The organism is Halopseudomonas sp. T1L2, from assembly GCF_055397385.1.
The window spans coordinates 2,011,779-2,032,983 of the sequence record NZ_AP040865.1 but is presented as its reverse complement, the minus strand read 5'-3'; the positions used below and the strand labels follow the sequence as shown (position 1 = coordinate 2,032,983).

The 21,205-nt window shown below is 61.1% G+C and carries 17 protein-coding genes; 10 read left to right on the top strand and 7 right to left on the bottom strand.

Translation table 11 applies throughout. The features are described from left to right. The first annotated feature begins 70 nt into the window (after positions 1 to 70). The 7 genes from ACZ5WQ_RS09515 (at position 71) to parC (ending at position 7,983) form a co-directional block, all read left to right on the top strand. A complete protein-coding gene (locus tag ACZ5WQ_RS09515) occupies positions 71 to 727 on the top strand; it encodes an NUDIX domain-containing protein (protein ID WP_464382233.1) in 657 nt (218 codons plus the stop codon). Further along, positions 727 to 1,188, top strand: a complete 462-nt coding sequence (locus ACZ5WQ_RS09510; RefSeq protein WP_228245361.1) for a DUF1249 domain-containing protein — start codon at positions 727 to 729, stop codon at positions 1,186 to 1,188. Before ACZ5WQ_RS09515 ends, ACZ5WQ_RS09510 begins: the two co-directional genes overlap by 1 nt. Before the next feature lie 72 nt (positions 1,189 to 1,260). Beyond that, complete coding sequence (cpdA, locus tag ACZ5WQ_RS09505) at positions 1,261 to 2,061, top strand: 3',5'-cyclic-AMP phosphodiesterase (RefSeq protein WP_228245172.1); 801 nt, start codon at positions 1,261 to 1,263, stop codon at positions 2,059 to 2,061. 143 nt (positions 2,062 to 2,204) lie between these two features. Next, the gene (gene parE, locus ACZ5WQ_RS09500) at positions 2,205 to 4,100 is read left to right on the top strand and encodes a DNA topoisomerase IV subunit B (RefSeq protein WP_088273420.1); all 1,896 of its coding nucleotides are present in this window, start codon (positions 2,205 to 2,207) and stop codon (positions 4,098 to 4,100) included. Continuing rightward, complete coding sequence (locus ACZ5WQ_RS09495) at positions 4,100 to 5,125, top strand: esterase-like activity of phytase family protein (RefSeq protein ID WP_464382232.1); 1,026 nt, start codon at positions 4,100 to 4,102, stop codon at positions 5,123 to 5,125. Before parE ends, ACZ5WQ_RS09495 begins: the two co-directional genes overlap by 1 nt. A gap of 41 nt (positions 5,126 to 5,166) precedes the next feature. Further along, positions 5,167 to 5,646, top strand: a complete 480-nt coding sequence (locus ACZ5WQ_RS09490; RefSeq protein ID WP_228245362.1) for a retropepsin-like aspartic protease family protein — start codon at positions 5,167 to 5,169, stop codon at positions 5,644 to 5,646. Between the two features lie 51 nt (positions 5,647 to 5,697). Beyond that, positions 5,698 to 7,983: a DNA topoisomerase IV subunit A gene (gene parC / locus ACZ5WQ_RS09485; protein ID WP_464382231.1), complete on the top strand. Its 2,286-nt coding sequence runs from the start codon at positions 5,698 to 5,700 to the stop codon at positions 7,981 to 7,983. A gap of 17 nt (positions 7,984 to 8,000) precedes the next feature. Here parC and ACZ5WQ_RS09480 read toward each other — a convergent pair whose 3' ends face one another. Then, on the bottom strand, positions 8,001 to 9,560 hold the full coding sequence (locus ACZ5WQ_RS09480; protein ID WP_464382230.1) for a hypothetical protein: 1,560 nt from the start codon (positions 9,558 to 9,560) through the stop codon (positions 8,001 to 8,003). A gap of 162 nt (positions 9,561 to 9,722) precedes the next feature. On the opposite strand from ACZ5WQ_RS09480, the gene serB reads away from it, so the two are divergent. Continuing rightward, positions 9,723 to 10,934, top strand: a complete 1,212-nt coding sequence (serB, locus tag ACZ5WQ_RS09475; RefSeq protein WP_228245177.1) for a phosphoserine phosphatase SerB — start codon at positions 9,723 to 9,725, stop codon at positions 10,932 to 10,934. Positions 10,935 to 10,978: 44 nt separating this feature from the next. On the opposite strand, the gene ACZ5WQ_RS09470 is transcribed toward serB, so the two are convergent. The 3 genes from ACZ5WQ_RS09470 to epmB all read right to left on the bottom strand — a co-directional run bounded on the left by ACZ5WQ_RS09470 (position 10,979) and on the right by epmB (position 16,106). After that, the gene (locus ACZ5WQ_RS09470; protein WP_464382229.1) at positions 10,979 to 13,048 is read right to left on the bottom strand and encodes a GGDEF/EAL domain-containing response regulator; all 2,070 of its coding nucleotides are present in this window, start codon (positions 13,046 to 13,048) and stop codon (positions 10,979 to 10,981) included. Positions 13,049 to 13,108: 60 nt separating this feature from the next. Next, entirely contained in the window at positions 13,109 to 14,893 is a 1,785-nt protein-coding gene (locus ACZ5WQ_RS09465) for a molecular chaperone (protein ID WP_464382228.1), read from the bottom strand. Between the two features lie 163 nt (positions 14,894 to 15,056). Further along, complete coding sequence (gene epmB, locus ACZ5WQ_RS09460; protein ID WP_335600337.1) at positions 15,057 to 16,106, bottom strand: EF-P beta-lysylation protein EpmB; 1,050 nt, start codon at positions 16,104 to 16,106, stop codon at positions 15,057 to 15,059. A gap of 106 nt (positions 16,107 to 16,212) precedes the next feature. Between epmB and efp the strand changes: the two genes are divergently transcribed. Both efp and epmA read left to right on the top strand, forming a co-directional pair. Beyond that, complete coding sequence (gene efp, locus ACZ5WQ_RS09455) at positions 16,213 to 16,779, top strand: elongation factor P (RefSeq protein ID WP_228245181.1); 567 nt, start codon at positions 16,213 to 16,215, stop codon at positions 16,777 to 16,779. Between the two features lie 69 nt (positions 16,780 to 16,848). Continuing rightward, the gene (gene epmA, locus ACZ5WQ_RS09450) at positions 16,849 to 17,811 is read left to right on the top strand and encodes an elongation factor P--(R)-beta-lysine ligase (protein WP_464382227.1); all 963 of its coding nucleotides are present in this window, start codon (positions 16,849 to 16,851) and stop codon (positions 17,809 to 17,811) included. 3 nt (positions 17,812 to 17,814) lie between these two features. Here the strand turns inward: epmA and asd are convergent, their stop codons facing one another. From asd to ACZ5WQ_RS09435, 3 genes are read right to left on the bottom strand one after another with little or no spacing between them, the layout of a single operon-like run. Beyond that, positions 17,815 to 18,663, bottom strand: a complete 849-nt coding sequence (asd, locus tag ACZ5WQ_RS09445; protein ID WP_464382226.1) for an archaetidylserine decarboxylase — start codon at positions 18,661 to 18,663, stop codon at positions 17,815 to 17,817. Positions 18,664 to 18,672: 9 nt separating this feature from the next. Next, entirely contained in the window at positions 18,673 to 19,482 is an 810-nt protein-coding gene (locus ACZ5WQ_RS09440) for a rhodanese-like domain-containing protein (RefSeq protein WP_228245185.1), read from the bottom strand. 56 nt (positions 19,483 to 19,538) lie between these two features. Further along, a complete protein-coding gene (locus tag ACZ5WQ_RS09435) occupies positions 19,539 to 21,113 on the bottom strand; it encodes a hypothetical protein (RefSeq protein WP_464382225.1) in 1,575 nt (524 codons plus the stop codon). Positions 21,114 to 21,205: the final 92 nt, after the last annotated feature.

Genomic DNA, 21,205 nt, shown 5'->3' with positions numbered 1-21,205 from the left:
AACCCTTGCCGTTGCCCCGAAAGATATGCGAGCTTAGACGCTCGGCAGCCGATCCTGCTCCGTTATGGATATGCCTGATCTGCTGCGATTCGTTTCCTTTGGGGGTATTGCCTTGTCCTTTACGCGTGCCGACGTGGAGATCATCAGCCGGGAAGATGGCTTCCGTGGTTTCTATCGCCTGGATGTCCTGCAGCTGCGCCATCGTCTGTTCGACGGTGGCTGGGGCCCGGTACTGCGCCGTGAGCTGTTCGTGCGCCACGACGCTGTCTGTGTGTTGCCCTACGACCCCTGGCTGGATCAGCTGGTGCTGATCGAGCAGGTGCGGGTGGGTGCGCTGGAAAAAAGTGACAGTCCGTGGATGCTGGAGCTGGTCGCCGGCCTGCTCGATACCGATGAGGCGCCGGAGCAGGTCGCTCACCGCGAAGCGCAGGAAGAGGCCGGTTTGACGCTGCTGTCTCTGCACCCCATTACCCGCTATTTCCCGTCCCCCGGCGGCAGTGACGAGCGTGTGTATCTGTATTGTGCGCTGGTCGACAGTCGTGGTGCGGGCGGTATTCACGGATTGGCCGAGGAAGGCGAGGATATTCGCGTCAGCCTGTGGCCGCGGGCCGAGGCCATTGCCGCGGTTGAGGATGGCCGGATCGACAATGCCGCCAGCATCATCGCGCTGCAGTGGCTGCAGCTGCATGCCGAGCGCTTGCGCGCCGAGGCGGGGCCCCAGCCATGATGACCTTGCGCAAGCCCCGTTATCACGTTGACCTGATTGGCCTGCAGGCGCTGTGCGAGAGCAATTACTGGAAGCTGCTGAAGCTGATGCCGCGTATGCACGAGGAGGATGAGCACCGCATTGTGGTCGATGCTGGCGATGGTGCGGTTCAGGCGCTGGTCATGCGCGTGCTTGAGCGTTGCCCCTATACCTCGACGCTGCAGCTGTTTCACGAGCGGCGGCACGAGTGGGTAACACCGCCGAGTATGGAAGTTCGGCTTTATCACGATGCGGGCCTGGCGGAGGTGGTTGCGGCCTATAACAGTCGCCGGTTTCGGGGGGTGTACCCCTATCCGAACGAGCAGATGTTGCAGCCGGACGAAAAGTTTCAGTTGAATCAGTTTCTCGGGGAGTGGCTGGGATACTGTCAGCGCAATGGACAAAGCGCGCAGCCGTTATCAATTGCCGGCCAGGGTCTGTGACCGAATCGCTGGATTCCTGTGGCGGCAACGGCCAAGATTGAGTGTAAACAAGGAGCGAGAAGTGGGGGCACGATGTCGTTAGGGGCGGATTTCGTCTGCGTGGTGCAGTTGACGGACAGTCACCTGTTTGCCGATGCGGGTGCTGACCTGCTGGGGCTGGATACGCACGCCAGTTTGAACGCTGTCATTGATATGGTGCTTGAACAGACACCCGAGATGGACGTGGTGCTGGCGACCGGGGACATAACCCAGGATGGCAGCGAAGATGCCTACCGTCGGTTTATCGCCGCCAGCCAGCGCCTGCCCGCACCCTGCTACTGGATTCCCGGCAATCACGATGACGCCGAATTGATGGCCGAGGTTGGAAGGCCTCTTGGCCTTAGCCGGCCCTGGGTTGACCTCGGCAACTGGCGAATTGTTCTGCTCGATACCAGTATTTCCGGTGCCGTGCCTGGCCGACTGGCAGCATCACAGCTCCAGATTGTGGATGACGCACTGGCGTCAGCAGACGAGCGCCACGTCATGGTTTGTCTGCATCACCAGCCGGTCGACATCGGCAGCGACTGGATGGCGCCGATCGGGCTGCTCAATCCGCAGGACTTGCTGGGCCGTATCCAGCATCGCCCCGAGGTAAAGGTGGTGCTTTGGGGCCATATTCACCAGCAGTTCGACCAGCAGCTTGGTCATTTGCGTCTGCTGGCCACGCCTTCCACCTGCGTCCAGTTTGCCGCGGGCAGCAGCGATTTTGCTACTGATACGCTGGCGCCTGGTTATCGTTGGCTGCGTCTGTACGACGACGGTCGTATCGAAACGGCTGTTCGCCGCCTTCCGGAAGGCCTGTTTTTGCCTGAGCCGGGAGCAGTGGGCTATTGAGTTGCAGCCGCACTGACGGTGGCAGGCAGTCCGCTCGCCGGATACTATGTGACCCCATGCAAGCTCACTCCGATGGCCGGCGTCAGTCAGTCAGGCAGGCGGGTGGGCGTTGAAGAAATTCAAGAAGGATACCTGCTCACACCATGTCAGATTCGACCTATAACGCGGATGCGCTTGAAGTACTCAGCGGTCTCGATCCGGTGCGCCGCCGACCGGGCATGTACACCGACACCACGCGTCCCAACCACCTGGCGCAGGAAGTCATCGACAACAGTGTCGACGAGGCACTCGCCGGGCATGCCCGCAGCATCAGTGTGGTACTGCATCAGGACAATTCGCTTGAGGTCAGCGATGATGGGCGCGGCATGCCGGTGGATATTCATCCTGAGGAGGGCGTCTCGGGTGTCGAGCTGATCCTTACCCGCCTGCATGCCGGCGGCAAGTTCTCGAACAAGAACTACCAGTTCTCCGGCGGTTTGCACGGGGTTGGTATCTCGGTGGTCAACGCGCTTTCGCTGCGGGTTGAGGTCCGGGTCAAGCGCGATGGACAGGAATACGCCATGGCGTTCGAGAATGGCGAAAAGGTCCGTGAGCTGGAGGTCATCGGTACCGTCGGCAAGCGCAATACCGGCACCACGGTCATCTTCTGGCCGGATGCCAAATATTTCGATTCCCCCAAATTCAGCATCAGCCGGCTCAAGCATCTGCTCAAGGCCAAGGCTGTACTGTGCCCGGGCCTCAAGGTCGACTTTGACGACCGTCAGGCCGGGGAAAAGATCAGCTGGTACTACGAAGACGGTCTGCGCGATTACCTGGTCGACAGCTGCGCCGAATGGCCAAAACTGCCGGAAGAACCTTTCGCCGGCAGTTTCAGTGCCAAGCAGGAGGCGGTGGACTGGGCCGTGTTCTGGTTGCCCGAAGGCGGTGAGCTGGTCCAGGAAAGCTACGTCAACCTGATCCCGACCGCCCAGGGCGGCACCCACGTCAATGGCCTGCGCGCAGGGCTGCTTGAAGCGATTCGCGAGTTCTGCGAATTCCGCAACCTGCTGCCGCGCGGTCTGAAGCTGGCGCCGGAGGATATCTGGGAGCGGGTCAGCTATGTGCTGTCACTGAAAATGGCCGAGGCGCAGTTCTCCGGCCAGACCAAGGAGCGACTGTCGTCCCGTGAGTCGGCTGCCTTCGTATCAGGTGTCGTCAAGGATGCCTTCAGTCTGTGGCTGAATCAGCACGCAGAGATCGGCCAGCAGATCGCCGAGATGGCGATCAGCCATGCCGGGCGTCGGCTCAAGGCGGGCAAGAAGATCGAGCGCAAACGCATTACCCAGGGTCCTGCCCTGCCGGGCAAGCTGGCGGACTGCGTCGGGCAGGACAGCAAGCGCTCGGAGCTGTTTCTGGTGGAAGGTGATTCCGCCGGTGGTAGCGCCAAGCAGGCGCGAGACAAGGAGTTTCAGGCCATCATGCCGCTGCGCGGCAAGATTCTGAATACCTGGGAAGTGGAATCCAGTGAGGTGCTGGGTTCGCAGGAAGTGCACGACATTGCGGTTGCCATCGGGGTTGACCCGGGCGCGGCCAGTCTCGAGCAACTGCGCTATGGCAAGATCTGTATCCTCGCCGACGCGGACTCGGACGGCCTGCACATCGCGACGTTGCTGTGTGCCTTGTTTGTCCGTCATTTCCGCCCGCTGGTTGAAGCCGGTCATGTGTTTGTGGCCATGCCGCCGCTCTACCGTATCGACATCGGCAAGGATGTTTACTACGCACTGGATGATGCCGAAAAGCAGGGCATCCTCGACCGTATCGAAGCCGAGGGCAAGCGGGGCAAGATTCAGGTAACGCGCTTCAAGGGCCTGGGCGAAATGAACCCCTTGCAGCTGCGCGAAACCACCATGGCGCCGGAAACCCGCCGACTGGTGCAGCTGACTGTCGATGAGACGCAGGATACAGAGCAGTTGATGGACATGCTGTTGGCCAAAAAGCGTTCCTCCGACCGTAAGGTCTGGCTCGAGAGCAAGGGTAATCTGGCTGAGGTGCTGCTTTGATGAGTGGCATCCGTCTGCGCCTGCTTGGCGCATTCCTGATGGCAGTCAGCGGTGCTGCGCTGGCATTTGAGCGCGCCCCGGAGTTGCAGCTGGAGTCTGCCTTGCCGCTGGATGGCATGCCGCGCGGCAATCTGTCTGCACTGCAGCGCTGCGACGGGCGCTTGCTGGCTGTATCTGATCGCGAAGATAGCAGTCTGTTTGTGCTGCAACGTGCCGAAGACAGCTACCAGGCTGAGGTTGAAGCGTTTTTGCTGCCGGCACAAGCGCCTTCGATGCTGCCTGTGCAACTGCTTGCAGGTGCCTGGTTGCGCGGTCTGAGTGGCCCGGCACTGGATTTCGAGGGTCTGGCGTGCGACAGCCAGGGCAACCGCTATCTGGTGAGCGAAAGCCAGTTGGGGGTGTTGCGTCTGCCGCCGTCGGCTGAGCAAGCGGTGACCGGTGAATGGCTGACGCTGGATGCGGCCGTTTACACCGAAGGTGAGGCGCGTGGCTTATGGCAGCAGATAAACGCGCTGGCTGAAGGCATCGCGGTTGACGCCGAGGCTGGAACCCTTTGGCTCGCTGCCGAGCGCCAGGCGCGGGGCCTGATCAAGTTGCAACGTCAGGGCGATGAATGGAAATGCCCGCTGGCCGGTTGTGTCCTGCTGGCGGAGCGTCGATTCCTGCCAACCGAGCCCTTTGGTCCCGGTATTTTGAATCGAGAAGTGATGCCGGTGGATTTTTCTGATCTGGTGTTCTGGCAGGGGCGGCTGTGGACGCTGGAGCGCAATGCGCATCAGGTCTGCCGCCGCAATCCGCTATCGGGCAAGCGTGAGCGCTGCTGGTCCTTTGCCCAGAGCGTTTTGGTCGAACCGTATTTCTATCCGGACGCTCCCTTCGGATTGGCCGAAGCACTGCTGATCAGCGATGACGGCATCATCATCGGTCTGGATAACAACGGCCGGGCGCGTCCGGATGGTGACACGCGGCCCTGGTTGTTCCACTTTGCTCTGCCTGACGACTGGCGTGAGGGCTATCAGCCGTGACCGAGCCGTTGCCACCTTCACAGCGCAAGCTGGGGACCGGGATGATGATTCTGGCCTGGGTGGCCGGGCTGCTGCTGGCGGCCTACTGGTTCAGCAGCGTGGAAGAGCGTCAGCGCAATCCCAATCAGCGACCGGCATCGAGTCAGTTGGGCAATGCCGTGGAAGTGAGGCTGGAGCCGAACAGGCAGGGGCACTATCTGCTCATCGGTCAGATCAACCGCAAGGCGGTGACCCTGCTGGTTGATACCGGTGCCAGTTTTGTCGCCGTTCCTGCCGCGCTGGCTGACGAGCTGGGGTTGCCACGTGGTCGGCAGTTCATGGTCGATACTGCCAACGGCACCGCCGAGGGCTACGCCACGCGGCTGCAGACACTGCAGCTGGGCGACATTCTGTTGCACGACGTCGAGGCCGGTATCGTGCCCGGTATGGCGGGTGAAGAGGTATTGCTGGGCATGAGCGCCCTCAGGCAACTGGATTTTCGTTCGCAGGGCGGTGATCTGCTGCTGCGACAGTATCAATGAGTTATCTGGCAGGCAGGGCAATGCGCGCTGCCGCCTGTGTGGAGAACAAGCATGAGTGATGCACTGGATCTGAGCCTGGACGGTATTGAGCGACGTTCGCTGGCGTCCTTTACCGAGGAGGCTTACCTCAACTATTCCATGTACGTCATCATGGATCGGGCGCTGCCGCATATCGGCGACGGCCTCAAGCCGGTGCAGCGCCGTATCGTCTATGCGATGAGTGAGCTGGGGCTGTCAGCCAGCTCCAAGCACAAGAAATCGGCACGTACCGTTGGCGACGTACTGGGCAAGTACCATCCGCATGGCGATTCAGCCTGCTATGAAGCCATGGTGCTGATGGCCCAGCCATTTTCCTACCGTTACCCGCTGGTGGATGGTCAGGGCAACTGGGGGGCGCCGGACGATCCCAAGTCGTTTGCCGCGATGCGCTACACCGAGGCCCGTCTGGCGCGCTACAGCGAGGTATTGCTGACCGAATTGGGGCAGGGCACCGTCGACTGGCAACCCAACTTTGACGGCACAATGGATGAGCCCATGGTTCTTCCCGCACGGTTGCCGAACCTGCTGCTGAACGGCACCACCGGTATCGCCGTTGGCATGGCCACTGACATTCCGCCGCACAACCTGAAAGAAGTTGCCGCGGCCTGCATTCGTCTGCTGGACGATCCGGGCGCCGGCCTTGACGAGATTCTCGAGCATATACAGGGGCCTGACTTTCCGACCGAGGCGGAGATTATTACCCCTCGCCAGGAGCTGCTGAAGATGTACGCCAGCGGCCGCGGTTCGGTGCGTTGCCGCGCCGTCTGGAGCAGGGAAGACGGTGAGGTGGTTATCACCGCGCTGCCGCATCAGGTGTCCGGTGCCAAGGTACTCGAGCAGATTGCCGCGCAGATGCAGAACAAGAAGCTGCCGATGGTAGCTGACCTGCGTGATGAGTCCGATCATGAAAACCCGACGCGTATCGTGATCGTACCGCGCTCCAATCGGGTCGATCTGGACGATCTGATGCAGCATCTGTTTGCGACCACCGACCTCGAGCACAGTTATCGGGTCAACATGAACGTGATCGGCACCGACGGCAAGCCGGCGGTGAAGGACCTGTGGGGCATGCTCAGCGAATGGCTGGGTTTCCGGGTTGCCACGGTGCGTCGCCGTCTGCAATTCCGTCTGGACAAGGTACTGGCGCGTCTGCACCTGTTGGACGGTTTGCTGGTCGCCTTCCTCAATCTGGATGAAGTCATTCACATCATCCGCACCGAGGAGCATCCGAAGGCGGAACTGATTGCGCGCTTCGACTTGAGCGAGCTGCAGGCCGACTACATTCTTGACACCCGTCTGCGTCAGCTGGCGCGGCTGGAAGAAATGAAGATCCGAGCCGAGCAGGACGCGCTGCGCGAAGAGCGCGACGAGTTGCAGAGCATTCTCGGCGACGAGCGCAAGCTGCGCACGCTGGTGCGCGACGAGCTGGCTGCCGATGCCCAGACTTATGGTGACGAGCGCCGCTCGCCGCTGGTTGAGCGTAAGGAAGCGCGTGCGCTGTCGGAAACCGAGCTGGTACCTTCCGAGCCGGTGACGGTGGTGCTGTCCGAGAAGGGCTGGGTGCGTTGTGCCAAGGGCCACGATGTGGATGGCACTGCGCTCAGTTACAAGGCGGGTGACGGCTTCCTAGCGCAGGCCAGTGGGCGGTCCAATCAGCAGACGGTATTCATCGACAGCACTGGTCGCAGTTACTCACTGTCGGCGCATACACTGCCGTCGGCGCGTGGCCAGGGTGAACCGCTGACCGGTCGCTTCAGTCCGCCGACCGGGGCAGGATTTGACGCGGTATTGATGCCGGATGAGCAGGGCTTGTATCTGCTGGCATCCGACGCCGGTTACGGCTTCCTGGTCAAGGGCGAGGACATGCTGGCCAAGAACAAGAACGGCAAGGCGTTGCTGAACATTCCGGACGGCGGTCGAATTCTGGCTCCGCAGCCGGTCCGCTATCCGCAAAGCAGTCACCTTGCTGCGGTATCCAATGAGGGGAGGCTGCTGGTATTTCCGCTCAAGGACCTGCCGCAGTTGTCCAAGGGTAAGGGTAACAAGATCATTTCGCTGCCTGCGGCGCGGGTGAAATCGCGTGAGGAGTTCGTTGCCGGGCTGGCGGTGTTGCCACCGGGTGCGCAGCTGGTCCTGACCGCCGGCAAGCGCACATTGACGCTGAAGGCGGCCGATCTTGAGCACTATAGCGGTGAGCGTGGCCGGCGCGGGAACAAGCTGCCTCGCGGCTTCCAGAAGGTTGATGCGGTTGCGGTAGAGCTGGGAGCTGCGGCAAGCAGTGAATCTGCCGCAGAGTAGCGAGGCTGGCGCCAGTGTCAGGACTGGCGCTGGTTGTACAGTGCGCTGAGCTGACGCTCAAGCAGCGACTGATAGGGCTCGAGCAGGCGTTCGATGCAGAAGGTGCCAGGCTGGCTTGCCAGACGCCGCGCCGATGCGCATTGCGACAGGCCTTCGCTGGCGGCCAGTTCGGCATCCACCAGCAGCAGGTTACGGCTGTGCTGCAGGTGTTCCATAACCTGCTGACAGGCCGAATGCTGCCCCAGGGCTTCATCGCTCATCCCTTCAAGGCCGGCCGCATGACCCAGCGCCAGTTGCAGATGCAGCGCGATACCGGTGTCGGCAATCTCGATCTGCAGATCATGGCCCAGCACGCGCAGCAGTTCGCCGCAGCACAATCCGTGTTTCAGTTCTGATCCATCCCCTGTGCTATCTCGGAACAGTACGATACTGGTGCCATCGTGCAGGGTATGTTGTTCTCCACCGTAGAGTTGACAGGCATGCTGTACTTGCTGACGGTAGCGTTCCAGCAGTCTCATCAGGCGGTCGCGGGGCAGGCGGCGAAGGGCGTCGTGGTTACCCAGGCGCACTGCCAGCAAGCCCTGTTTCTGAAGCGGTGCTTCGGACTCTGCTTCGGTCTCGCTCTCTGTTTCCCCTGCAGTCTGCGCATTCTCGACGGCCTCGCCATCGCTGTCGCTCGTTGACTGCGAGTCTGCGGGTGCTTGCGGGCCGTCTGCGGCGTCATCGTCGTCCTGCGGCGCGTCAGGCACCAGTATCGGGATGGCACCGGTGTTGAGTGCGGGTGCGCTGGTAATCGGTGCCGGTTCGGTTAACGGCTCGGGCTCGGCTATTATTTCTGGCTCTGGCTCTGGCTCTGGCTCTGGCTCTGGCTCTGGCTCTGGCTCTGGCATCAGGCCGCGATTGTTGAGCAGCGTCCGTGACAGTTCACCCAGTTCATCGTTGCGTTTGCAGGCAGGTGCCGGGTAGACGGGGGTGCTGTCCCACAGCGCCAGGGCGTTGAGCTGACGCGCCAGTTCGCGGCCGCGATGCCAGGCGAAAAGCCCGGCGACGCAGCCAATCAGCAGTAGGCCCCAGATCAGGCGCTCCAGCATCAGGTTGGCGGGCTGGATAAATGGCGAGGCTGCCAGTGTCAGCTGGACCTGGCCGGTGAGTTGATCCTGCAGATGTATCGCCGCAATGTATTTCCCCTGGCCGGGTGCACGCTGCTGGCGGGGCGGTTCGCTGCCAGCCTCGGCGATCAGGCGATTGCTCGGTGAGTAGAGGCTGGCGTGGGCGATCATCGGGTTCTGGTTCCACTGGGCCAGCAGGATGTTGAGACTCAAGCGATCTTCCGCTGCCAGTGGCTCGGCGGCACTCGCCGCTATCTGGCGCGCCAGTGTGCTGCCAACGCGGTCGGCCTGCTGGGCGACATCCTGTTGTAACTGCACCTTGCCCAGCCAGAGGATGAGCGCCAGGATCAGGACCAGGGGCGCGACCACCATCAGCGGCATCGTGCCGGCCAGCGTCGGTGAGCGGCGGCGCAGGTTGGCATAGCAGCGCAGGAACAGATTGTCGTGGGATGGCGTCTTGTGGCTCAAAGCGGGACTCTATGGTTGCGCAGGTATTGATCTCGGGGGAGACGGGACATTGCCGGTTTCGCGAGTATAGCCATTCCCTATATGGGGCAAAAGGCTGATCTGTGAGGTGTTGGGCAAATGCGGGTAGAATAGGCGCCTCACTTTTAACTGGGAGCGAGCGTCTTGAAGGAAATCGTTCTGATCAACATCACCGGTCCTGATCGCCCGGGTCTTACCGCGGCCATCACCGGGCTGCTCGCCCGGGCGCAGGTCAATATTCTCGATATTGGTCAGGCGGTCATCCATGACACGCTGTCCTTCGGCATTCTGGTCGAGATCCCAGCCGATCACGGTAGTTCCGATGTGCTGAAAGAAGTGCTGTTCCGAGGCTACGAGCTGGATCAGCAGGTACGTTTTACCCCTGTCAGTGCGGACGAGTACAGCCGCTGGGTCACCGGGCAGGGCAAGGCGCGTCATATCGTAACCTTGCTGGCTCGCCGGGTAACTGCCGAGCACATTGCCCGGGTTAGCGAGATTACTGCGCGCTATGGCCTCAATATCGACCATATTGACCGTTTGTCCGGCCGTATCCCGGAGGGCTTGCCCGAGGATCAGGGCAAGGGCTGCATAGAGTTCTCGGTGCGCGGTGAGCCGGACGATCCGGCAGCGCTGCGTGCGGAGTTTCTTGCCATCGCCCAGGAGCTGAATGTCGATATCGCCTTCCAGCAGGACAGCATCTTCCGTCGCAACCGTCGTCTGGTCGTTTTCGACATGGACTCCACGCTGATTGATGCAGAGGTAATCGACGAGCTGGCCAAGGCGGCAGGCGTTGGCGAGGCAGTAGCGGAGATTACCGAACGGGCGATGCGTGGCGAGCTGGACTTTCGCGCCAGTTTTCGCGAGCGGATGGCCCTGCTCAAGGGGCTTCCGGTTTCTACCCTCGACAGCATTGCCGAATCGCTGCGGCTGACCGAGGGCGCCGAAACGCTGATTTCCCAGTTACGCCGGTTGGGCTATAAGACGGCCATCCTCTCCGGTGGCTTCAACTACTTTGCCGAGCGCCTGCAACAGCGTCTGGGTATCGATTATGTCTATGCCAATGCGCTGCCGGTAGAGGACGGGCTGGTCACCGGCGAGGTGCAGGAGCCGATTGTCGATGGTCAGCGCAAGGCCGAGTTGCTGCGTCAACTGGCCGCCAGGGAGGGAATCAGTCTGGAGCAGACTATCGCTGTGGGCGATGGGGCGAACGACCTGCCGATGCTGTCGATTGCCGGCCTGGGTGTCGCCTTCCGGGCCAAGCCGCTGGTCAAGCAATCGGCCAAGCAGGCGATTTCGACACTGGGGCTGGACGGCATCTTGTATCTGCTGGGCTTTCGCGACCGCGACGGCATGTAGCAGCGTGCACCGGGACCGTCCTGATGGCGGTGCCCGGTGCAGGGTCAGTCTGCGGAGAAGTCGTAGTTCATGCTGTCGCTGGGTGGCTGCAGGTAGTGGCCCTGAATGTAATTGGCACCTGCCTGCCAGAGGGTTGGCATCATGGCTGCGCTATCGACGTAGGGCACAATGGTCAGCTTGCCCTGGCTGTGCAGGGAGTTGATGATTCCCTTGAGCGTCTCTACGGCTTTCGGGTCGGACAGGTCGCGGGTGAATGAACCGTCGATTTTGATGTAGTCTGCGTGCACATGTTTCAGCGCCGCATACGGGTTTAGTGCGCCGCCAAAATGGCTGATCGAGACCCGGCAGTGCATGCGGTGCAGTGCCTCGGTATGCACTTTGGCCTGCTTGAGGTAGGTGTTTATATCGGCGTCATGGAACTGGAATATGATGGCGTCAGCCGGCAGCCTGGCTTCCTTCAGCTTGCCGGCAATCCATTCCACCATGTCCGCTTCCTGCAGGCTTGCCCCGCTCAGATTCAGAAGCAGGTGGGTGTCGGCGCCGCGTCCGCGATGATTGCTGAGGAGCTTGACTGCCTGGGTGATTACCCAGCGATCAATCTCCAGTGCCAGCCCGGCTTCCTGGGCCGCTGGCAGGAAGTCGGTCGCTGGTACTTCCTCGCCTTCATGGTTCAACAGGCGCAGGAAGGTCTCGTAGTTTTCCGCTTCGTCACCACGCAGGCTGATAATCGGCTGGAACAGCAGGCGGAAGCCGTTGGTTTCCAGGGTGTGTCTGATCAGGGCAATCAGGTTGCCGCGGTTGGCCTGCAGTGCCAGCTCTTCCAGCGGGTTGAACACCTTGATGCCGTTGCCGCCGCTGTTGCCCAGTTGCTCGGCGAGGCGGTGTGCGCGATCAATGGCTTCGACCGGATCGGCGTTGGTTTCGCTGATGGATGCGACACCCATGCTGACGGTCATCCGAACTGTCCGGCCGTTGGTTTCAAACAGATGGGTCTCGATCTTGGTTCGCAAGGCTTCGAGTTGCTCTGTGGCCGCCTCGGGCTCCTGGCCCTCAATGAGGATGCTGCAGGCGTCGTCGGCGAAGCGCGCCATCAGGGTGTCTTCACTGAAATGGGTACGGAGCATCTGTGCCAGATCTGTCAGCAGCAGGTCGGCAGCGCCGATGCCAATGTCGGCTTGCAGGCTGCTGAAGCCATCTATGCTCAGGTAGACGAGGGTACTTGGCTGACCTTGGCGAACGGCCTGGTCGCGCACGCTATCCAGTTGCTCCTGGAAGTAGGCGCGATTGAACATGCCGGTCACCAAGTCACGGCTGGCCATCGCCTTGAGTTTTTCCTCGAAGTCGCTGCTGGCCGTTTCTGCCCGGATGACGACCTGGGTGCAGGGTTCGCCGTCATAGCTGGCTGGAGAAAAGTTCAAGACCACCGGGAAGCGCTTGCCGCTGCTGTCCACTGCCTTGCAGCGAATCTCGTTCTGGCCACCCTGGCTGGCGTAGTGGCGAAGGAAATCCTTGAAGGCGCCCTGATCATCGCCATCGATAAGCCCCACCATCGGTTCTGCTGCCAAGTCATCCGGATCTTCATAGCCGAACAGCTCGCCGTAAGCACGGTTGGTATAGATATGCATGCCGTCATGCACGTAGGCGATGGCGTCCACGGAGCTGTCCAGCAACAGCTGGCAGCGCTTCTCGGCTTCGCGCAGGGTCTGTTCGACGATGCGACGTTGGCGGCGCGCATTCAGATTGGCCAGCTCGCGGTCGACGATCAGGGTCAGAAGTACGTCGGCATCATGCGGGACTGCGTCGGTCATGCCGCTGCGTAGCGCTTCGGTGCGCATTTCCAGATCAATTTCGGGCTTGAGCAGGATGAACGGGATGTCTCTGGATTGGCGTTTGATCAGGGTGATGGCGTCTTCCGCCGTCATGTAACTGGTTTCGGTCTGGGCCAGGCAGATATCCCAGTTCTGCTGCAGGCATTCCTGCAGATCTTCGATGGAGGTAACCCTGTGGGCGCGTGTGGCGTGGCCTGCATTACGCAGCAGACTGACCATACGCTCGGCATTGTTCTGGGAGTCGTCGAGGATCAGCAGCTTGATGGCTTGGTTGTCGTTGGCCATGGTCTTCCGGGGGGTGCAGGGCCGGTTTGAATGGCCCCTTACAGATCAAGGAACTTGAATCTACAGAGACTTCCAGAGTGAGTCAAAGTCATCCTCGGGGCCAGTGGTCAGAGATGCGTGCCCCGTCTCAGATTGGCTGGTCCCAGCGGTCTCCTGCTCGATCAGGTGATACTCGAACTGACTGAAGCTGCCGGTCGCGCTGACGCGATTACTCAGATTGGCCCTTTCGACCTTTCCGCCCTGCAGAATGTTGATCTTGCTGTTGACCTGAAATGGCAGGCGCGGGGTGATGATGGTGGCCGGGCGGTCGATCGCTGTCACGGCGGGCAGCAACAGGGCGCGCAGGTACTGGCTTGGTTCGCCCGTCTTGCGGATCAGCTTGGCGGCGCAGGGTATGCAGTGCGGTGCAATCAGTTCGATGCCCATCTGCGTGCCACCGCCGCGGACCTGACGAATCCAGCGCACGACGGCCAGGCTCCAGTCCTGTTCGTTTGCTTCCTGGATACCCAATAGTTCGCCTGCCTGCAGTTGTTTTGGAACCTCTTTCGGCCAGGTCAGGCAGAAGCCGCCGGGACTGTGGTTGACAATCGGCAGGTTGTGGATCGGATATTGCTCGTCACCCTCTTCGGCTTCTTCCGAGTTGCTGCCGTAGTTGATTTGCTCGACGCCGGCGGCATGCCACTCTACCGAGTCACCGCCATCAAACGCGCTGCTCCAGCCGCCTTCACGGGTCCGCTGCGCCGCATCCGAAAACGGATTGAGCTCGGCATCGCTGGCGTCGATCATGCGTGCGAAGCTCTTGCCGGAAATCCGGTAGTGAGTCGCGCTCATGCCAATGCTGACACGCAGGTGCCCCTGGCTCGGGATTCGGTTGAAGGTGCGCTCGGCCAGGTCTCCCCAGGACTGGCTGACATGCTGCAGCAATTCCACGCCCAGAACACTGGGGATGTGCAATTCGCCCCGGTAGTCGCTGCCGGTAGTCATGAACTCCTTGATGCCATTGACCAGCTTGCGGGTGTCGAGCCCCAGGCTGTGGTCAAGGCTTTCGCCACGAATCAGCGATTTGTAACGTGGCGGGCAGTCCATGTCAGGGTTGATGATGAACAGTGCCTTCGAGTCTTCCGGGGAGACCAGCCGTGCATAACGGCTCCAGTCTTCCAGAGTGGCAAACAGGCGACCCATTGCGCTCTGGCGCATCTGATTGGGGCGGCTCGCGCCCATCAGCAGGGCGACCAGATAGCATTGTTCGATACTCAGGGGGCGGCGGTCAGCGCTCTCGCTGTCCGGTACCGGTGTCTGGTGGAAGTTGCGTTTGCGTGCAAGCTGGTACAGCTGGTGCAACTCGAGCCAGACCCCATCTGCTACCGGGCAGTAAAGCTGGAAGGCACGCAGAAGTGGCCCGCACAATCCGCGGATTGATCGCTGCAGGGCCAGTGTCATCAGGTTGGCGTGATCGCGTGATTTGATGCTGCGCTCCTGAGCAACGATGATCTTGTAGCCGTTGGCCAGGTGGTTCTGCAGCGACTGGGACAGATTGGCAACCTTGCGCGGCTTGTCCTCGAGCACAATCGATTGGCCCAGGTAGTAGCGTGAAAGGGCTGTGGTGACGTAATGCACCTCGGGCCGAATGCGCTCCAGCATGGCCAGGCGCTTGTCGGCAGGCACGTCGTACTGGTTCAGTTCAATCAGTCCCTGATAGAGCTGGCGCGCCGTTTCACCGATATTGGCTTTTGGCAGGTTGGCTAGCCACTGGGCTATGCCTTTCTCGGACCCTTCTGCAAAACTCAGGTTGCTGAGTGTCTGCTGGGGTATCCGCAAATGCAGCTTTTGCGTTGTGCTATCCATAACTGTCGTATCCAGTACAAGCGTCTATGGCCTGATTCCGGCCCACGGGGTGTGCCGGTCTTCCGTGGCTCAGTGGGGGAAACAGCCTTCCGAAAACACACTCTAGCAGCTTAGCTGACAACTGGCTAAGCCTGCTCCCTGCCGTTGTCACCAAGTCTGATGATTATGCCTGATTGCCCGTTTGGGGCGCGTTCTGTTGCAGCTCGACGCTGACCGGCACCTTGCCCGGCTCGCCGGCAACTTCCCGCACCAGCCTGGGTACCAGGTAGCCCGGCATGCGGGTAAGCATGGTGCCGACCAGCGCGCGAGCCTCGTCGTCCGGGACCATAAAGTGGCTGGCGCCGCGGACGCGGTCAAGCAAATGGAGATAATAGGGCAATATACCGGCATCGCCTAGTGCCTCACCCAGCGCTTGCTGCGCCTCCAGGCTGTCGTTGACGCCGCGCAGCAAGACGGCCTGATTGAGCAGTATGACGCCGGCCTGGCGCAAAAGGGCTGCTGCTTCTGCGGTTCGGGCGTCCAGTTCGGCTGCATGATTGCAATGCCAGACCATGGTGACCGGCAGGCGCGTGCCGCACAGCGCGTCGATCAGCTCCGGGGTGATGCGTTGCGGTATGACGACAGGCAGCCGGGTGTGCACGCGAAGGCGTCGCACGTGGGCAATGGCGGCAATTTCGCGGGTCAGCCAGGCCAGACGGCGGTCGTTGGCTGCGAGCGGATCACCGCCGCTGTAAATGACTTCGCTGATGCTGCTGTCGTTGCGGATATAGTCGAGGGCCTCGTTCCACTCGCTGGTGCTGAGGTTGTTGTCGTCGTAGGGAAAATGGCGACGGAAGCAATAGCGGCAGTTGACGGCGCAACCACTGCTGACGACCAGCAGCAGGCGACCATGGTACTTGTGAATGATCCCGGGCCGGGCATTGGTGTGCTGTTCTCCGAGGGGGTCGAGTACATACCCCGGCTGCTCTGCCAGCTCTTCGCCGATTGGCAGGACCTGACGTAGCAACGGGTCATTGATATCGCCCGGACGCATCCGGCTGAGGTAAGGCTCCGGAACCCTCAGCGGAAATGTCTCCGCTGCAGCCAGAGCCGCTGGCAGCAGTGTGCTTTCGAGATGCAGGCGGCGCAGAAGCTCGGCGGGGCTGGTGATGCTGTTGGCCAGAATATTTTGCCAGCTGGCGGACTCAACACGAACTGCAGAACCATGTATCATTGGCGTTTTTCCGCGCATGGGTGTCAGGGTGTCCGACTGACTGCCTCGCACACTGGCTGGTGTGGCGCGAGTCGGATCATCCATTCAATTTAAAGTGGGAACTTGTATGGCCAACTATTCTACCAACGAATTCAAACCGGGTCTTAAGGTGATGCTGGACGGCGATCCGTGCTCGATTCTCGAGAACGAATACGTCAAACCGGGTAAGGGCCAGGCGTTTAACCGCGTCAAGGTTCGTAACCTGAAGACCGGTCGCGTCAACGAGCGTACCTTCAAGTCGGGCGACAGCCTGGAAGGCGCCGACGTGATGGATCGCGAGATGGAATACCTGTACTCCGACGGTGAGTTCTGGCACTTCATGGCGACCGACGGCTCCTTCGAGCAGTACGGCGCTGACGAGAAGGCGGTTGGCGACTGCATGAACTGGATGAAAGAGCAGGTTATTTACACTGTAACCCTGTTCAATGGCGCACCGATTGCCGTTACTCCGCCGAACTTCGTTGAGCTGGAAGTGGTCGAGACCGACCCGGGCGTGCGTGGTGATACCTCCGGTGGCGGCAACAAGCCGGCCAAGCTGGTAACCGGTGCCGTGGTCAAGGTGCCGCTGTTTATCAACACCGGCGACGTGCTCAAGGTTGATACCCGTTCCAGCGAGTATGTTGGTCGCGCGTAACGGTTTTGGTGGTTGAAGAAACCGGGGCCCGTCCCCGGTTTTTTGTGTCCGTAAATCGAGGTAGGCAGCATGAATCGACCGTGGCAACCCAGTGCAACCATCGACGCTCTGCGTCGGCGCGCGGGCATTATCAATCGTATTCGCGAGTTCTTTGCCGAGCGTGGTGTGCTGGAGGTGGATACGCCCAGCCTGTCGCATGCCGCAGTCAGTGATCCGTTTCTGCACCCCTTTGCCACCGAGTATGTCCCGGAGGGCGGCGGCCAGGCGGCGATGCTGTATCTGCATACCTCACCGGAATATCCGATGAAGCGTCTGCTGGCGGCGGGCAGTGGTGCGATCTGGCAACTGTGCAAGGTCTATCGCAACGGCGAGATTGGCAGGCGGCATAATCCTGAATTCAGCATGCTCGAGTGGTATCGCCCAGGGTTTGATCACCATCAGCTAATGGATGAAGTGGATGCGCTGGTGCGCGCTGTGCTTGCCGGCGAGTCGGCGCGGCGGGTTACTTATGCCGCCGTGTTTGCCGAGCATACCGGTCTGGATATTCACCAGTGCAGTGATGCCGATCTGCAAAGCCTGGCCGCCGCGCGCTGCGGCTTTCAGGGTGAGTTGTCGCGCGACGGCTACCTGAATTTGCTGTTTTCCGAATGTGTCGAGCCCCGGTTGCAGGCGCCGACCCTGGTCTACGCGTTTCCCGCTTCGCAGGCGGCGCTGGCGCGCGTTGTCGAGGGCGATGATCGGGTGCCGAGCGCTGCGCGCTTCGAAATGTTCGCCAAGGGCATGGAGCTGGCCAACGGCTACTTCGAGCTGACTGATGCCGATGAGCAGTTGCGGCGCTTTGAGGCAGATCAGGCGCAGCGCGAGGCACTGGGTATTGCGGCATTACCGATCGACATGCCACTGGTAGACGCGTTGCGCTCTGGCATGCCCTCCTGCGCAGGTGTGGCGCTGGGGGTGGATCGGCTGGTGATGCTGGCGCTGGGCGCCAGCACGATTGGTGAGGTTATCGCGTTCGATGCGCAGCGTGCCTGAGGATCAGGCAAGGCTGCCCATCAGTTGCCCCATCTGCACGCTATCCCCGGCCTTGAGGGTTTCGTTCCAGCGCATCGCATCTGGGCCGAACAGCACGATAGCGGTTGAGCCCAGTTTGAAGCGGCCCATCTCGTCACCTTTTTCCAGGCTCGGTGCGGCCTGGCCGTAGGCGGTGCTGCGCAGCGTGCGGCTGGGCGGGGCAACCAGGCCAGCCCACACTGTCTCAACCGATGCAACGATCATGGCGCCGACCAGAACCAGTGCCATCGGGCCTGCCTCTGTATCGAACAGGCACACCACGCGCTCATTGCGGGCGAACAACTCCGGTACGTTCTCGGCGGTCGTCTGGTTGACCGAGAACAGTTTGCCCGGAACGTAGATCATTTCCTTCAGGGTGCCGCCCAGGGGCATGTGTACGCGGTGGTAGTCCCTGGGTGAGAGGTAAACGGTAGCGAATTCTCCGCCCTGGAATGGTGCTGCCAGCTCGGCGTTACCGCCGAGCAACTCCTGCACGCTGAAGCTGTGCCCCTTGGCCTGGAAGATACGGCCGTGTTCGATCTTGCCGAGCTGGCTGATGGCGCCGTCGGCCGGGCAGAGGATGCCACCCGGGGTTTGATCCAGCGGGCGGGCATTGGGCTTGAGCGCGCGGGTGAAAAAGTCGTTGAAGCTGCTGTAGGCAGTCGGGTTCTCTTCTTGTGCCTCGCTCATGTCGACCTGGTAGCGTTTGACAAACCAGGTGATGAACGGGTTTTTGACCCAGCCCCGGGTGCAATTGGCCAGGCAGCCTGCCAGACGCGAGAGCAGGTGGTGCGGCAGCAGGTACTGAAACAGGATAAACAGACGATCAGGCATGGTGCTTCCTTAAAATTCTACTGCGGTGTCTGGATGGTTGCCCCACTCGGACCATGAGCCTGCGTAGGCTTTGACGCGCGGGTAGCCCAGCAGCTTGGCTGCCAGATAGGTGAAGCCGGAACGGTGGTGCGTCTGGCAGTGGGTGACGATTTCCTTGTCCGGTGTGATGCCCAGCTTGAGCAGCTGTTCGGCCATGTCCGAGCGCATGCGCAGGCCTCGCTCGGGGTCCATCCCGGCAGTCCATTCAAAATTGACTGCGCCGGGAATATGGCCGCCTTTGCTGGCGACAACCTTCTCACCACGGTACTCCTGTGGCGAGCGAGCATCCCAGATGACCCGGTCGGGATTGTGCAGGTCTGCCATCAGCTGCGCCAGAGTGATGGTGTGGTCGTTGTTCGGTGTAATTGTTGGCGTCGTGGGTGTGGCCAGCTGCGGTGCACTTTCCAGCGGCAGCCCGTCTTCGATCCAGGCCTTGAGGCCGCCGTTGATATAGCTGTAGCGGGTGTGACCAATGCAGTCGAGCATCCAGATAAAACGCCCCGCCCAGCCTCCACCCTCGTCGTCATAAACGACATAGTGGAGATCGTCACGGTGACCCAGCTCGGCAAAAATGGCCTGCAACTCGGGCAGGCCGGGCAGCGGGCCTGGACGTGGTGCGGGTGAGGCGGTACGTGCGGGCGCAAGATGCACGGCGCCGGGAATATGCCCTGCCTGATATTGGGCCGTGCTGCAGAGATCAACCAGGCGGACCTGTTCGCTGTTCAGAGGCAGCGGTAGCTCAGCGGGTTCAATCAGTAGTGGCAGCGTAAGGGATGCCATGAAAAAGGTCTCCTGCAGTGGAGCAAACTGGCGCTCCGTCAAAAAAAGGGTGGATGCTAGGCGCGTTGCTTGAGGTGAAGCAAGGCTTTATGCAGACATTCGGCGGTTTTAACCACGGCCTGCTGGCGTTTGCTGTCAAGTGGCTGGGCGCTGCCGTTACTGACATAGATCAGACCGACCAGCTGCTCGTTATGAGTCAGGGGCGCCAGATAAAAGATACTTCCTGCGCCGAGTTCGAGCACCTTCTCGGGCATGGCGCCAGGCGCTTGCTGCGGCTGTACCTCATGGCAGCTGGCGCTGCGTAGCCACGCGGGCCAGTGACCTTCGCGGCTGCTGCCCACGGCTGTCCCAGACAGGGGCTGCCCTGAGGCAAAGCCGCTGGCAACGGCAATTACCAACTGATGGTTGCGAGCGCTGGAGAGGGCGATCCAGCAGGTCGTAAGGCCGAGCCCCTTGATCAGGGCGTGTTGCGCGCATTCGAGCAGTTGGGCCAGGTTGCCGAAGGAGTCGGGTTGTTTGCTCAGGCGCAGGCACAGGCTGCGCCAGAGATCCGGATCAGCTGATCGCGGCTCTGGTCTTGCCGGCTCGGGTTGTGCTTTGGGCGGCGTCCCGGTGCATGCTGCAGGCGTCTTGCCTGTCGCGGGGGGCGGTTGCGGAAGCGTGCTGGCAGGCAGAAAGATGTCGTTGCTGCAGCGCGTAAATTGGTCATGCGCACTATTGACGGCGTTCTCGTGCGTCAGGCGCTGGGCGTCAGCGACCTCAATATTGAGATACAGGGCGCTCAATTTCTGCCAGCGGGACGTATGTCGGTTGTACCAGCTGTGATGGGTGCCCAGCGCCATGCCATTGGCGATCAGCGCGCTATTGGCGGGCTGGGTCAGCCAGCGGTAAAGCTCCCGGTCGCCGTCGAGTTGGGCTTGCTGTTCCTGCGGATGAGCGCTGTCCCGCGCTACGCGAAGAGCCTTGACCATGGTACGACGATTGGCGTTAAGCGAGCGGTATCCCTGCAGGATCCAGGGCGGCAGCCACCAGTCCTGCGCTACCAGCTGAACCAGCTGAAAGCCGTTTGCGGTGGTATCGGCAATCTGGCGCCGGCTGACGCCGTCAGGCAGAACGCCGTCATTCAGTCGCTCCCACTGTTCGAACAGGTGTGGCTTGAGGTAGGCAAGTGTCCACAGGGGGGAGAGAAACAGCAGGGTCGCCAGTGACATCTCGTGCCACAGCCGGGCAATGCGGTTTGCAAACAGCCCCTGGGCCTGGCTGACAGCGTGTTCGCTTATGCTCAGGAGCTGCCGGTAGGCCCAGGGCAGTTGATCGGGTTCGACCACCGGAATGCCCTTGAGTAGGTCTGCAATGCGCTGGGTCCCGAGTAATGAGCAGGCCTGTTCCAGCGTCAACACGTCCACATCCCTGTTGCGCGCTGCGGCACCGGCTGCGCGGCAGATATGCAGGGCCGCCACCGGGGCGCGCATGATCGCCTGGGTCAGCTCGTTGATGCTGAGCAGGTCACCTTCCAGCTGTTCCACCAGTTGTCTTTGCTGGTCACGAGTGATCGGCAGCACGCATGCGTTCAGTTTCTGACGCAGCTCGCCGATAACCTCTTTACTACCGATGTTGGGGTGTGTGCTCATGCGCTTCACAGCTTTATACTAGTCTTCTGCACGACTATAACTCGAATGGCAGCAGTTTGCTGCTCTGCGCGGTGATGCGCACCGGCTTGTTC

Bases quoted from the DNA above. Each gene is read 5' to 3' on its own strand.
- ACZ5WQ_RS09515 (WP_464382233.1), top strand. From the start codon at position 71: ATGCCTGATCTGCTGCGATTCGTTTCCTTTGGGGGTATTGCCTTGTCC.
- ACZ5WQ_RS09510 (WP_228245361.1), top strand. From the start codon at position 727: ATGACCTTGCGCAAGCCCCGTTATCACGTTGACCTGATTGGCCTGCAG.
- cpdA (WP_228245172.1), top strand. From the start codon at position 1,261: ATGTCGTTAGGGGCGGATTTCGTCTGCGTGGTGCAGTTGACGGACAGT.
- parE (WP_088273420.1), top strand. From the start codon at position 2,205: ATGTCAGATTCGACCTATAACGCGGATGCGCTTGAAGTACTCAGCGGT.
- ACZ5WQ_RS09495 (WP_464382232.1), top strand. From the start codon at position 4,100: ATGAGTGGCATCCGTCTGCGCCTGCTTGGCGCATTCCTGATGGCAGTC.
- ACZ5WQ_RS09490 (WP_228245362.1), top strand. From the start codon at position 5,167: ATGATGATTCTGGCCTGGGTGGCCGGGCTGCTGCTGGCGGCCTACTGG.
- parC (WP_464382231.1), top strand. From the start codon at position 5,698: ATGAGTGATGCACTGGATCTGAGCCTGGACGGTATTGAGCGACGTTCG.
- ACZ5WQ_RS09470 (WP_464382229.1), bottom strand. From the start codon at position 13,048: ATGGCCAACGACAACCAAGCCATCAAGCTGCTGATCCTCGACGACTCC.
- ACZ5WQ_RS09465 (WP_464382228.1), bottom strand. From the start codon at position 14,893: ATGGATAGCACAACGCAAAAGCTGCATTTGCGGATACCCCAGCAGACA.
- epmB (WP_335600337.1), bottom strand. From the start codon at position 16,106: ATGATACATGGTTCTGCAGTTCGTGTTGAGTCCGCCAGCTGGCAAAAT.
- efp (WP_228245181.1), top strand. From the start codon at position 16,213: ATGGCCAACTATTCTACCAACGAATTCAAACCGGGTCTTAAGGTGATG.
- epmA (WP_464382227.1), top strand. From the start codon at position 16,849: ATGAATCGACCGTGGCAACCCAGTGCAACCATCGACGCTCTGCGTCGG.
- asd (WP_464382226.1), bottom strand. From the start codon at position 18,663: ATGCCTGATCGTCTGTTTATCCTGTTTCAGTACCTGCTGCCGCACCAC.
- ACZ5WQ_RS09440 (WP_228245185.1), bottom strand. From the start codon at position 19,482: ATGGCATCCCTTACGCTGCCACTACTGATTGAACCCGCTGAGCTACCG.
- ACZ5WQ_RS09435 (WP_464382225.1), bottom strand. From the start codon at position 21,113: ATGAGCACACACCCCAACATCGGTAGTAAAGAGGTTATCGGCGAGCTG.